The sequence below is a fragment of the Planosporangium thailandense genome, assembly GCF_011947195.1.
Lineage (GTDB): Bacteria > Actinomycetota > Actinomycetes > Mycobacteriales > Micromonosporaceae > Planosporangium > Planosporangium thailandense.
On sequence record NZ_JAATVY010000030.1, the window covers coordinates 1 to 13168 of the forward strand.

Consider the following 13168-nt stretch of genomic DNA (forward strand, 5'->3'; position numbering starts at 1 on the left):
CTGGATGGTGCGGTCTCCGCCCCGTTGCGGACCCTTTTCGTATTGATTGCTGGCCACGTCCAGCCTTGAACCGGCGCTGCGTGGTGCTGATTCGCGGGGGACGCGCAGGCGGCCGGCATCCTCAGTCGGGTGCCGACGCATTCCCGCGGTCTTCGGCGATGTGCCAGCCGAACTGCGGACAGCCGATTCCGCGTACGAGCGCACGCTGCGGGGGCTCGCGACACGATCCGACCATCGTCCAGATGTCGCTTTTACGAAAAGCAGGCCGCGCCGATGCGGTTGCCGACTCGCGACGGCACAACATGACGTTTCCGGCTTCGGACCTACCCCGGGCGTGCGGTTCGGCGCGACGCTGCTGCTGGCGGGCACGCTGATGATCTTAGTCACGCACCGATCCGGTCGGGCAGTCCGTATCCAGTGGTGCTGGTCGCATTTCGCTGCTTCGAGACCGTGCGCAGCCTTCCATCGTGGACCGCCTCGTGGTGCACCGGATGGTGCCCGCGTGGCTGGCGCCGGGCTCCGCTGCGAACAACTGCCCGCCGAAGTGCCCGCCGTCACGATCGCCTCATCGGTGCGGCATCATCGGCGGACCTCTCGTCCCAAGCCGTGGGCAATATCGAGCACCTCGTCGGCGCTGAACCGGCACTGGTCACCGTGGACACTCATGGCCAGAGAGGCCATCGCCGTGGCCCGGGTGAGCGCATCCTGCGGGGAGCCGTCGAGCAGCCCCCACAGCAGACCCGCGGCGAAGGCGTCCCCGGCGCCGATCCGGTCCACCGCGACCGTGGGCAGCGCGGGAGCGCCGAACGTCTCGTCCTGCCACCACGCGACCGCGCCGTCGGCGCCCGACGTCACCACCACCCGCTCGATCGAAAGTGTTCGCGCCAGGTCTTTCGCCACGGCCAACGGGTCGCCGGCCAGTCCGAAGAGGTCACGGGCGTCCTCGGCCCGGCAGACCAGCAGGTCGACGTCCGCGGCCAGGTCCGTGGCGAACCGGGCGGCCGCAGTCGTGGAAGTCAGTGCCGCGCGGTAGTTGACGTCGTAGACCACCAGCGCGCCCCGTTCGCGGGCCTCCCTGGCCGCTCGCATGACGAGCGCATCGGACCCGGGCGCCACCGCGGCGGTGATCCCGGTCAGATGCATCACGCGCGCGTCGCACACGACGGGCCAGTCCAGGTCGTCCGCGGACAGCGAACAGAATGCGGTACCCGCCCGGTCGTAGACCACTCTCGTCGGTCGCGGCGGGGAGCCGATCTCAGCGAAATACAGTCCGAGGCGCCCGTCCGGCGCCCACCGTACGGCATCGATCAGGACGCCCGCGCTCGACAGCGAGTCGGCCACGCGGCGGCCGAGGACGGTGTCGGGCAGTGCCGAGGTCCAGCGGGTCGGCACGCCGACCGAAGCCAACGCCACGGCGAGGTTGGCTTCGGCCCCGGCGACGTGTACCCGGAACTGTGCGCTGTCGCGGAGTAGTTCGCCGGGCGGTGACGAGAGGCGCAGCATCGCTTCGCCGAGTGTGGCCACCGCGACCGTCGAGGGTCCCGAACGATGACGTTGTTGCCCGTTCACGAGAGAGGAACTTACACCAATCATCCTGTCATGACATGATGCTGACCATGGACGCGATGGTTGCGACAGCTCCCTGGGAGTTCCGCATGCAGGACCGCCCCGCTCCCGCGGGCGACGGTGGGACGACGCTGGATGTGCGCTACGTCGGGCTGTGCGGCACGGACCTGCACATCGTGCACGGTGAACATCCGCGGGCCACGTACCCGCTCGTGCTCGGTCACGAGATCGTCGGCGCCGTACCGGCGGACGCCGACAGCGCGTACGCCGGACGGCACGTCGTCGTGAACCCGCTCCTGCCCTGCGGGACCTGCGCGGCGTGTCGTCGGCGGCGCTTCCACGTGTGCGCCCGGCTACGGTTGATCGGCATCGACCGGGACGGCGGCCTCGCCGCTCGGCTCACCGTGCCGGACGCCCGGCTGCACCCCGTGCCGGCCGGACTCGCCGCGCGCGACGCCGCGCTCGCCGAGCCGCTCGCGGTTGCCGTACACGCCGTGCGGCGATCCGCCCTCCGACTGGGCGACACCGTCGTGGTGGTGGGCGCCGGCCCGGTCGGGCTGCTGACCGCGCTGGCCGCCCGGCATGCGGGCGCTGCCCACGTCTACGTCGCCGAGCCGGTGCCGGCCCGGCGGGCGGTGGCGAGCGCGCTCGGATTCGCCCTGCTGGACGCGGCGGATCCGGCCGCAGGGCTGGCCGACCTGACCGGCGGCGACCTTGCGGACGTGGCCTTCGACGCCGCCGCGCACCCGTCGGTGGCCGCGACGTTGACCGGGCTCGTCGTGCCCGGCGGTCAGGTGGTCATCGTGGGCAGCTACGGCGCGCCGGCCCCGGTCGACCTCCAGGCGCTGATGTTCCGCGGGCTGTCCGTGGTCGGCGTGCGGGTCTACCGGCCCGAGGACATCGACGCCGCGCTGGCCATGCTGGCCGCCGGTGTGATCGATACGGACCAACTGGTCACCGCGGTCGTGCCGCTCGAGCGGGTCGGCGAGGCGTTCGCGCAGTTGCGCGACGGCACCCAGGTGAAGGTGCTCGTCGACTGCCGGACCTCGAACGGCGGTGGCGCGGCGTGAAGGGCGTCGTCAAGACGATCCGCGGCGTCGGCGGTGTCGCCCTGCGCGACGTGCCCGCGCCGGCGGCCCGCGCGGGCGAGGTCGTTCTCGACGTCATCGCCGGTGGCATCTGTGGCACGGACCTCCACATCGTCGCCGACGAGTTCCCGTACTGGCCGCCCGTGGTGCTCGGCCACGAGATCCTCGGCCGCGTGGCCGAGGTCGGGGCGGGCGTCGACGAGGCGCTGATCGGCAAGCGGGTGGTGGCCGAGCCGCACGCCGGCGCATGCGGCGTGTGCTACCTGTGCCGGCGGGGGTGGGCTCAGCTGTGCGCGGACAAGCGTTCGCCCGGCTGGGGCATCGACGGCGGGTTCGCCGAGCGGGTCCGGCTCCCCGCGCATCTGTTGCACGTCATCGCCGACGCCGTCCCCGACGACGCCGCGGTCCTCGCCGAGCCGCTCGCCGTCGTCTGCAGCGGGTACGAGCAGGCCCCGGTCGAACCGGGTGACCTGGTCGTCGTGGTCGGCGCCGGTCCGCTGGGGCTGCTCGCCGCGCTCGCCGCGACGGCGTACGGCGCGGCCGGGGTGTTGGTGGTGGGCCGCCACAGCAGTCAGCTCCGGCTGGCCGCGGCCGCCGAACACGGACTGGCCGTCGCGCGGTCGCCGGACGAGGCGGCCTCCTGGGTGGCGGCGCGCAGTGACCGCGGGGGAGCGGATCTCGTCGTCGACACCACCGGCGCGGCGTCGGCGGTCGCCATGGCCACCGCGCTGCTGCGGCGGCGCGGGCGACTGCTGGCCCTGGGCTTCGGCGGCGCGGAGACGATCGCCGTGCCGTGGGACGCGATGCTGCAGCGGGCCGTCACGGTGTCCTTCGCGATGTCGTCGTCGCACACCGGCTGGCTGGCCGCGACCGAGCTGCTGTCGTCGCGGCGGATCGCGCCGGAGTGGCTCGTGACCCCGTTCGATCTGGCGGCCTGGTCGGAGGCGTTCGACGCGGTCGAGGGACGACACGTCATCAAGGCGGTATTGCGGCCCTGACCCGCCGGCAGTACCCGACAGTACGACAAGGAAAAGAGGTAGGCATGCGTGCAGTTGTCTTCGAGCGCCCGCACCAGTGGGCCGTCAACGAGGTTCCCGACCCGCACCCGGGGCCGGGTGAGGTGCGCCTGCGCATCGTCGTCACCGGGGTCTGCGGCACCGACCGCCACCTGCTCGCCGGCGGCTTCATGGCGCGGTACCCGCTCATCCCCGGCCACGAGATGGTCGGCGAGGTGGAGAGCGTCGGCGACGGCGTCGAGGGCCTCGCCGTGGGGGATCTGGTCGCCGCCGACAACACCGTGCTGTGCGGCCACTGCGAGTACTGCCGGCGCGACCAGCCGCTGTACTGCCAGAACTTCTACTCGCTCGGGGTGAACGGCCCGGGCGGGTTCGCGGAGCTGGTGGTCGTCCGGGCGGAGAAGTGCTTCCCGCTGGGAAACCTCGACCCGATGGTCGCGGTGATGACCGAGCCGCTGGCGTGCGCCATGCACGGCGCCGATGTGCTGGCTCTGCGGCCTGGCTCGGACGTGCTGGTGTTCGGCGCCGGGCCGACCGGACTGCTGCTGTCCCAGCTGCTGCTGCACGGCGGCGCCGCCCGGATCACCGTGGCCGCGCCGTCGGAGCACAAGTTGGAGCTGGCCCGGGCGTTCGGGGTGGACGAGACCGTCCGGATCGGACGGGGGGACCTCACCGAGGCCCTGCCGCGGCTACGCGCCCTGGCGCCGTCCGGGTTCGACGTGGTCGTGGAGGCGACCGGATCGCCGGATCTCCTCGCCCAGGCGCCCGCCCTGACCCGTATCGGCGGCACGGTGCTCGTGTACGGGATGGCGGACGCCGAGGACCGGGTGCCGTTCTCCCCGTACGAGATCTTCGCCCGCGAACTCACCATCAAGGGCTCTTTCGCCCAGACGCACTGCTTCGACCGGTCGCTGCTGGCGCTGCGGTCCGGCCGGGTGCGTACCGAAGGGATCGTGACCGACGTGGTGGCGCTGGACAAGTTCGACCGCGCGCTGGAGGCGGTGTCCAGTTCGGCCAGCGTGAAAGCCGTGATTAGGCCGTAGCGATGTCATTGACTGAGGGAAACCATGCTGCCTATCATCCTGTCATGACAGGGTCACCAGCGTCTCCGCCGGCGAGAGCAGCCGCCCGTCGCATCGACCGCCGTTCGGAGCTGCCGTTCTACTCGCAGCTCCGGGAGATCCTGCTCGATCGTCTCGCGAACGAGTGGATGACCGGCGACAAACTGCCCAGCGAGGCGGATCTGTGTGAGTACTACCAGGTCAGCCGGACCACCGTGCGGCAGGCCGTGGACCAGCTCGCCCACGAGGGCCTGATCGTCAAGGTCAAAGGCGTCGGCGCGTTCGTGGCCGACCGCAAGGTGGACGCCACCTTCGTCCAGCGCGCCGCCGGCTTCTACGACGAGATGGTCCAGCAGGGCCGCGACATCACCAGCCGGGTCCTGGCGCAGCGGGTGGTTCCGGCGAGCGTGCGCGAGGCCGCCCAGCTGGAGATCCCGATCGGCGCCGACGTGGTGCAGTTCGACCGGGTGCGCTACGTCGACGACGAGCCGGCGCAGATCGTCTACACCAGACTGCCCGGCGCACGGTTCCCCGGCTTCGTCGACATCGACATGACGGATCGCTCGCTGTACCAGGTGCTCGCGGAGCGGTACGGCTGCCGTCCGGCGACCGGGCGGCGCCGGGTCGAGGCGCGCGGCGCGGACACCACGGAGGCGTCGCTGCTCGACGTCCCGGAGGGGTCACCGGTTCTCGTCATGCAGAGCCTCACCCGAGATACCGATCAACAGCCCTTTGAATGGTTCGTCGCGGTCTACCGCGGGGACCGGTTCCAATTCGACATCGAACTGGTGGCGTCATGACACTGGAAAATCTGCAACTGCCCCTCGCCACCATGCTCGACCTGGCCAGCGGCGACATGGACCCGTACGCGCTGGTCGTGGAGCGACGCCTGAGCCACATGGCCGAGGCGTACCACGACCGGGCCGCCGTGACCGCCGCCGCCGGCGAGGACCCGGTGATCTACCGGGCGTACGAGGCGGACGTGCCGCACGAGGCGAGTCAGCTCGTCTACCGTATGACGATCATCGAGCCGGGCCGCATCGGCGACGAGTTCTACATGACCAAGGGGCACCACCACGTGGTCGACTCCGGGGAGTTCTACCTCGGGACGGCGGGCACCGGCGCGGTCGTCATGCAGACCCGGTCGGGAGAGGTGCGGGTCGAGGAGATGCCGCCGGGCCGGGCCGTCTACGTGCCGCCGGGCTGGGCGCACCGCAGCGTCAACGTCGGTACCGAGCCGTTCGTCTTCCTCGCCGTCTTCTTCGGCAACGCCGGACACGACTACGCGTCCATCGAGCGCGACGGCTTCGCCGTGCGCGTGCTCGCCGACGGCGACGGCTACCGGGTCGGCTAGACGCCCGCCACCGACGCGGTGGCGGGAGATCACCGCCGTGCTCCGCCCGGGCCCGCGCAAGATGCGTGGGCCCGGCCGGGAGCAGCTTGTTCACAGCGGCGTCGTCATCCCTGGTGGGTGACGCGTGCGCTGGACCGATCACGCAGGGAGTCGTCAGTGAGCAATGATCGTTCGTCCGTCCGGCTGCTCGTCGCCGGCGAGCTGCGGGACACCGCCGGCCAACTGCCGGTGGTCAATCCCGCCACCGGCGCACCGGTGGGTGACTCGCCGCTGGCCGAGGCGGACCTGGTCGACGAGGCCGTACGCGCCGCGCACGCCGCCTTCCGGGACTGGGCCGCGCTGCCGGTGCCGGCCCGCACCGCGTACCTGACCCGGTTCGCCGCCTGGGTACGCGACCACGTCGACCCGATCGCCCGTACCCTCACCGCCGAGCAGGGCAAGCCGCTGTCGGAGTCGATCGGCGAGGTGAAGGCGGTGGCCACCGCGTTCGACTACTACGCCTCGGCAGCGCCGCACGTGCTCGGCGAGACGATCCCGACGGCCTCGCCGACCCTGCGCAGCACGGTGCTGCGCCAGCCCTCGGGCGTGGTCGGCGCGATCGCCACCTGGAACTACCCGCTCGGCATCCTGGCCTGGAAGCTCGCGCCGGCCCTGGCCGCCGGCTGCACGGTCGTCGCCAAGCCGGCCGAGCAGACTCCACTGTCGACGCTCGCGCTGGCCGAGGGCTTCGTCGCGGCCGGGTTCCCGGCCGGCGTGGTCAACCTCGTCGCCGGACCGGGCGCGACGGTCGGCGCCGCGCTCGCCGCGCACCCGCTGGTCCGGCACCTCACGTTCACCGGCGGCACCGGCACCGGCAAGACCCTGATGCGCGTCGCCGCCGACACGCTCAAGCGGCTGACGCTGGAGCTCGGCGGTGGCTCGCCGCTCATCGTCGCCGCGGACGCGCCGCTGGAGCGGGCGGTGGCCGACGGCGTGAAGCGGGCGTTCCGCAACAGCGGCCAGCTGTGCAACTCGGTGCAGCACATCTACGTCGAGGCGGCCGTGGCCGACGAGTTCACCGAGCGGTTCGTCACGGCGGCCGCCACGATGCGGATCGGCCGGGGCGACGCCGCCCCCGAGCCGGACATGGGTCCGATGTGCGGCGAGGCGGCGCTCCAGCACGTGACCGACCTCGTCGAGGACGCCCGGGCGGCGGGCGCGACCGTGCTCACCGGCGGGCAGCGGCTCACCGGGCCGGAGTACGACGGCGGCTGGTACTTCCCGCCCACCGTGCTCACCGGCGTCACCGACACCATGCGCATCAGTTCCGAGGAGGTGTTCGGGCCGGTCGCCGTGATCACCGTCGTGTCGTCGGTGGACGAGGCGATCGAGCGCGCGAACGCCGGCGAGTCCGGCCTGGTGGCGTTCCTCTACACCACCGATCTGCGCACGGCGACTCTCGGCGCGGAGCGGTTGGAGTACGGCACCGTCAACATCAACAACGTCGGCGGCGGTGACGTGCCGTTCCCGTACGCCGGTTGGAAGCAGAGCGGGCTGGGCGTCGAGCTGGCGCGCGACGGCCTGACCGCGTTCCTGGAGACCAAGCATGTCCGCGTCGAGCTCGGCTACTGACTCCGCCTGCGTCGTCGCGGTCGACATCGGCACGCAGACGACAAGGGCGGCGCTCGTCTCGCCGCTGGGCGAGGTGCTGGACGTGGCCACCACGCCGGTGGAGCTGTTCGCACCCGCCCCCGGCTGGGCGGAGCAGCGGCCGATCGACTGGTGGAACGCCACCCTCGCCAACCTGTCCACCGTGCTCGCCCGCAACCCCGACCGCCGGGTCCTGGCGGTCGGGGTCGGCGCGGCCATGCACAGCGTGGTGCCCGTCGACGCCGACGGCGCGCCGGTGGCCGAGCGGGTCGGCATCTGGAGCGACAAGCGGGGCGCGGCGATCGCCGAGGAGCTGGCCGCCCGCCCGGACGCCGCCGACCTGGTCCGGCTCGCCGGAAACCTGCCGACCCCGGCGTGGTCCGGCATCAAGATCGCCTGGTACGCCCGTCACGAGCCCGAGCTGTACCGCCGCGCGCACGCGTTCCCGGTCACCAAGGACTACCTGAACCTCTGTCTGACCGGGGTGCTGGCCACCGACCACACCGAGGCTTCGGGAGCGTTCCTGTACGACGCGGAGCGCGGCGAGTGGTCGGAAGCGCTCTGCGCGGCGGTCGGGGTCGACCGGGCGAAGCTCCCGCCGATCCTCGCGTCCGGTGACGTCATCGGCGGCGTCACCGCCGAGGTGGCGGCGCTGACCGGGCTGCCCGCCGGTACGCCGGTGGTCGCGGGCGCGGGGGACATGCTCTGCCAGCTCGCCGCGACCGGGCTGCACAGTGTCGGCCGGGTGACCGAGATCAGCGGTACCGCCTCGATCATCGCCGGGTACGCGGAGGCGCCGCACCCGGACACCCGGGTGATGAACCTGCGCGCCGCGGCCGGTGGCTGGGTGCACTTCGGCATCGGCGACGCCGCCGGACTGTGCATGCGGTGGATCGCCGACGAGCTGTGCGAGGGCGTGACCGAGGCGGCGCGCCGGACCGGGGCGTCGCGCTACGACCTGCTCACCGCGCTCGCGGCCGACGTCCCGGCCGGCAGCGACGGCCTCATGTTCCTGCCGTACCTGCTGGGCGAGCGGACCCTGGGCAGCCCGCACGCGCGCGGCGCGTTCATCGGCATCACGCCCGGGCACGACCGGGCCGCGCTGGTGCGCGCGGTGATGGAGGGCGTCTGCTACGACCTGCGGCTGGCGCTGGACCTGTTCCAGCCCGACCGGACCGGCGCCCAGCTGCGGGTCACCGGCGGCGGCGCGACGAGTCCGCTGTGGAACCGGATCCGCGCCGACCTGTACGGCATGCCGGTCGCCACGCTCGCCACCAGCGACGGCGGCATCGTGGGCGCCGCGATCTGCGCGCTCGTCGGCGCGGGGTGCTACGCCAGCGTCGCCGAGGCCGCCGAGCGAATCGTCGTCGAGTCGGGTACGCGCTACGAGCCCGGCCCGGACATCGCCGCCTACGCCTCCGCGTACGAGCGGTTCCGCGCGTTCCACGACGCGCTGATCCCCGTCTGGAAGGCTTATCTCTGATGGGCGACCCACTGGCCGGGCGGGCGCTGCTGCTCGACATGGACGGCGTCCTGTGCTTCGGCACCAGTCCCGCTCCCGGGCTGCGCCGGTTCCTCGACGCCGTCGCCGACCGGCCGTACCTGTGCGCCACCAACAACACGCTGGTGACCGCGGCGGACATCGCCGACCGTTTCGCCGGGATGGGCGCCGACCTGCCCGCCGAGCGGGTGCTGACCGTGAGCGACGCGCTGCGCGATCATCTGGTCGCAACCTGCGGCCCGGACGACCGGGCGTACGTGCTCGGCAGCGGCCCGGTCGCCGCGGCGGTCGCCGACGCCGGGCTCGCGGTCGACGCCCGGCGCGCGTCGGTGGTCGTCGTCGGGCTGGACCTGTCCGCGACCCTGGCCGACCTCGGGCCGGCGATCGACGCGCTGCGCCGGGGCGCCCGCCTGGTGGCCGCGAACGCCGATCCGGTCCTGCTGACGGAGTCCGGGCTGCTTCCGGGTACCGGCGCGGTGGTGGCCGCCCTGCTCGCGACGGTCGATCCGGCGGCCGGCGGGGCCGTCGAGTACGTCGGCAAGCCGAGTCCGGTGATGTTCCAGCGGGCGCTGGCCCGGCTGGGCGTCGAGGCCGCCGACGCCGTGATGGTCGGTGACTCGCTGCGCTCCGACATCGCCGGGGCCGCCGTACTCGGCATCGCCACGGTCCTGCTCACCTGCGGAGTCACGCCGCCGCACGCGGTGCTCGACCCGGTACCCGATCTGGTGTTTCCCACCCTCGACGCGCTCACCGATGCGCTCGTCGACTCCTCATACGATCCGCCGGCCAGCCGGCGGGAAACGGAAGTGACAGCGTGAGGAAGACAGTCGTCATCACCGACTGCGACCACGGCGGCGTGGACGTCGAGCGCGCGGTGTTCGAGGCGGCCGGCCTGGACGTGACGGTCGCGCACTGCCGAACCGCCGAGGAGGTGGTCGCGGCGGGGCGCGGCGCGCTGGCGCTGGTCACCCAGTACGCGCCGGTGACCCGCGCCGCGCTCGCGGAGCTGCCCGGGCTGCGCGCGGTCGCCCGGTACGGCACCGGCGTCGACACGATCGACGTCGCGGCCGCGGCGGAGCGGGGCGTTGCGGTGATCTGCGTACCCGACTACGCCGTCTCCGAGGTCAGCGACCACACGATCGCGCTGATCCTGGCACTGACCAGGGGAGTGGTGGCGGCTGACCGGGCGGTGCGGGCCGGGCGCTGGGATCTGGACGAGGTCCGGCCGGTGCGCCGCACCTCGACCCTGCGCCTCGGGCTGGTCGGCGTCGGCCGGATCGGCGCGATGGTGGCGCGCAAGGCCGCCGCGCTGGGCTTCGACGTGGTCGCGTACGACGAGCAGCCGCTGCCGGACGGCATCGGTCGGGTCGGGTTCGACGAGCTGCTCGCCACCAGTGACGTGGTCAGCCTGCACCTGCCGCTGACCGAGCGGACCCGGCACCTCATCGGAGCCGCCGAACTCGCCCGGATGCGGCCCGGCTCGTTCCTGGTCAACACGGCGCGGGGCGCCGTCGTGGACGAGTCGGCTCTGGCCGGTGCCCTGCGGTCGGGGCACCTCGGCGGCGCGGGGCTCGACGTCGTGGAGTCCGAGCCGTTGGCCGCCGACTCACCGCTGCGCGAGTGCCCGAACGTAGTGATCACTCCGCACGTGGCCTTCTACAGCCAGCAGGCCATACACGAGCTCAAGTACCGGGTGGCCACCGGAGTGGTGGACGCACTGCGCGCCGCCGGCGCCATCGAGAAGGAGGAGTCATGAGTAACGCCACCGCTTCGATCTGGACCGCGCCGGGCCGCCTGGAGCGGCGCGACCTGCCGTTGCCCCCGGTACCCGTGGGCGGCCTGCTGCTGCGCGTCGAGGCGAACGGTATCTGCGGCACCGACCTGCATCTGCTCGACGGCGCGCCACCGCGGCCGACGGTGCTCGGGCACGAGATCGTCGGCACCGTCGTCGCGTTCGGCGAGGGCACCGCCCGGCTGGACGCCGGCGATGAGCCGCTCGCCGAGGGCGACCGGGTCGCGCTGTTCCCGTGGATCCCGTGCGGCGCCTGCTGGGCCTGCCGCCGGTTCGGCCCGGCCGCCGCGACCTGCACCAAGGGGTTCGTCTACGGCATCCCGTTCGAGGCCACCGGTGCCGGCGGCCCCTCACCGCTGGAGGACGACGCCACCGCGCCGGCCCTCACCGGCGGCTACGGCTCGCACCTGGTCGTCTACCCGGGCACGTACTACTGGCGGGTGCCGGACTCCATGTCGAGCGCGGTCGCCTCGCTGCTCGACCCCCTCGCCGTGGCCGTCCGCGCGGTCGACATGACCCGTACCGCGACGGGCACCTGGGACGAGGTACTGACACCGGACTCCACCGCGGTCGTGCAGGGCGCCGGCCCGGTCGGGCTGCTGACCGTACTCGTGCTGCGGGCCCTGGGCGTGCACCGGATCATCGTCACCGGGGCGCGCCCGAGCCGGCTGGCCGCGGCCGCGTCGCTGGGCGCCGAGGAGGTCCTCGACGTACGGGCGACCAGCGCCGCCGACCGTCTCGCCCGGGTCCGCGCGATGACCGCCGGCCGGGGCGCCGACCTCGTCATCGACTGCAGCAACGCGCCGGACGCGTTGACCGAGGGCATCCGCCTCAGCCGGCGGCTCGGCACGGTGGTCGAGGTGGGCAACATGGTCAACGCCGGCAGTGAGATCCGGCTCGATCCGGCCGTCGACATCTGCCAGCGCAACATCCGGTTGTTGGGCATGAGCGCCAACCCGCCCCGCTCCTACGCTGAGGCGATGGCCCTGCTCGGCCGCGAAGACCTGCCGTTCGCGTCGCTGGTCACCGACGAGGTGCCGCTGTCGGAGCCGGAGGCGGCTTTCGCGGCCCTCCGTGGCGATGCGATCAAGGTCGTGCTGGTCGCTGACTAGGCCCGGAAGCGAGGAGGAAGACATGGCGTACGACAACCGCGTGGCCGTCCTGTACGGCGTCAAGGACCTGCGCGTCGAGTCCCGACCGACGCCCGAGCCGGGGCCGGGTGAGCTGCTCGTCGAGGTCCGGTCCGTCGGGGTGTGCGGCTCCGACGTGCACTACTACGAGCACGGCCGCATCGGCCACTACGTCGTCGAGCAGCCGCTGGTGCTCGGCCACGAGGCGTCGGGGGTGGTGGTCGCCGCCGGGCCCGGCGCCGACGCCTCCCGGGTCGGCGAGCGGGTGGCGCTCGAACCCGGCGTCCCGTGTGGACGGTGCGCCCAGTGCCGGACCGGCCACTACAACCTGTGCCCGGACGTCCGCTTCTTCGCCACCCCGCCGATCGACGGCGCGTTCGCCCGGTACGTGACGATCAACCAGGAGTTCGCGCACCGGGTACCGGACAGCCTCGACGACGACGAGGCGGCCCTGATCGAGCCGCTGTCGGTGGGGGTGTGGGCCTCGTGGCGGGCCGGGCTGCGCGGTGGCGAGCGGGTACTGGTGACCGGGGCCGGACCGATCGGGCTGGTCGCCGCCCAGGTGGCCCGCGCCTTCGGCGCCGCCGAGGTGATCGTGACCGACGTGAACCCGCGCCGGCTCGCGCTGGCCGCCGAACTCGGCGCCACCTCGGTCATCGATCTGACCCGCGAGTCCGTCCCCGCCGACGTCGGCGCCACCGTGCTGCTGGAATGCTCCGGCGTGCCGCGCGCGCTGGTCGACGGCATCGTCGCGCTCGCCCCGGCCGGAACCGCCGTCGCCGTGGGCATGGGGCCCTCAGCGGACGCGGTGGTGCCGCTGCAACTGATCCAGAACCGGGAGATCAATCTGACCGGCACCTTCCGGTACGCCAACACCTACCCGTCGGCGATCGCGATGGCCGCCACCGGACGGGTCCAGCTTCGCCCTCTGGTGACCGGGCGGTTCGACCTCGACCACGCCGAGGACGCGCTCACCGCCGGTTCATCCGACCCGTCGGCGATCAAGACCGTCGTACGCCCCCAGGAGTAAT

At 72.9% G+C, this 13168-nt stretch carries 12 protein-coding genes; 11 read left to right on the plus strand and 1 reads right to left on the minus strand.

Features of this window, described 5'->3' with window-relative positions; genetic code table 11:
* Positions 1-579: 579 nt before the first annotated feature.
* Entirely contained in the window at positions 580-1524 is a 945-nt protein-coding gene (locus tag HC031_RS27340; RefSeq protein ID WP_167928318.1) for a PfkB family carbohydrate kinase, read from the minus strand.
* An 80-nt stretch (positions 1525-1604) separates the two neighbouring features.
* Here HC031_RS27340 and HC031_RS27345 point away from each other — a divergent pair, with 80 nt between their 5' ends.
* The 11 genes from HC031_RS27345 to HC031_RS27395 all read left to right on the plus strand — a co-directional run bounded on the left by HC031_RS27345 (position 1605) and on the right by HC031_RS27395 (position 13167).
* On the plus strand, positions 1605-2636 hold the full coding sequence (locus HC031_RS27345; RefSeq protein WP_205863313.1) for a zinc-dependent alcohol dehydrogenase: 1032 nt from the start codon (positions 1605-1607) through the stop codon (positions 2634-2636).
* The gene (locus HC031_RS27350) at positions 2633-3652 is read left to right on the plus strand and encodes an alcohol dehydrogenase catalytic domain-containing protein (protein WP_167928320.1); all 1020 of its coding nucleotides are present in this window, start codon (positions 2633-2635) and stop codon (positions 3650-3652) included. The genes HC031_RS27345 and HC031_RS27350 overlap by 4 nt, the downstream gene beginning before the upstream one ends.
* 44 nt (positions 3653-3696) lie before the next feature.
* A complete protein-coding gene (locus tag HC031_RS27355) occupies positions 3697-4713 on the plus strand; it encodes a zinc-dependent alcohol dehydrogenase family protein (protein WP_167928321.1) in 1017 nt (338 codons plus the stop codon).
* A 44-nt stretch (positions 4714-4757) separates the two neighbouring features.
* Positions 4758-5531: a GntR family transcriptional regulator gene (locus HC031_RS27360; protein WP_167928322.1), complete on the plus strand. Its 774-nt coding sequence runs from the start codon at positions 4758-4760 to the stop codon at positions 5529-5531.
* Positions 5528-6085, plus strand: a complete 558-nt coding sequence (locus tag HC031_RS27365; protein ID WP_167928323.1) for a glucose-6-phosphate isomerase family protein — start codon at positions 5528-5530, stop codon at positions 6083-6085. The genes HC031_RS27360 and HC031_RS27365 overlap by 4 nt, the downstream gene beginning before the upstream one ends.
* Before the next feature lie 156 nt (positions 6086-6241).
* Positions 6242-7696, plus strand: a complete 1455-nt coding sequence (locus HC031_RS27370; RefSeq protein WP_167928324.1) for an aldehyde dehydrogenase family protein — start codon at positions 6242-6244, stop codon at positions 7694-7696.
* The gene (locus HC031_RS27375; protein ID WP_167928325.1) at positions 7671-9197 is read left to right on the plus strand and encodes a xylulokinase; all 1527 of its coding nucleotides are present in this window, start codon (positions 7671-7673) and stop codon (positions 9195-9197) included. Before HC031_RS27370 ends, HC031_RS27375 begins: the two co-directional genes overlap by 26 nt.
* Positions 9197-10033, plus strand: a complete 837-nt coding sequence (locus HC031_RS27380) for an HAD-IIA family hydrolase (RefSeq protein ID WP_167928326.1) — start codon at positions 9197-9199, stop codon at positions 10031-10033. The genes HC031_RS27375 and HC031_RS27380 overlap by 1 nt, the downstream gene beginning before the upstream one ends.
* The gene (locus tag HC031_RS27385; RefSeq protein ID WP_167928327.1) at positions 10030-10971 is read left to right on the plus strand and encodes an NAD(P)-dependent oxidoreductase; all 942 of its coding nucleotides are present in this window, start codon (positions 10030-10032) and stop codon (positions 10969-10971) included. The genes HC031_RS27380 and HC031_RS27385 overlap by 4 nt, the downstream gene beginning before the upstream one ends.
* On the plus strand, positions 10968-12119 hold the full coding sequence (locus tag HC031_RS27390) for a zinc-dependent alcohol dehydrogenase (protein ID WP_167928328.1): 1152 nt from the start codon (positions 10968-10970) through the stop codon (positions 12117-12119). Before HC031_RS27385 ends, HC031_RS27390 begins: the two co-directional genes overlap by 4 nt.
* Positions 12120-12141: 22 nt before the next feature.
* Entirely contained in the window at positions 12142-13167 is a 1026-nt protein-coding gene (locus tag HC031_RS27395) for an NAD(P)-dependent alcohol dehydrogenase (protein ID WP_167928329.1), read from the plus strand.
* Position 13168 lies beyond the last annotated feature (1 nt).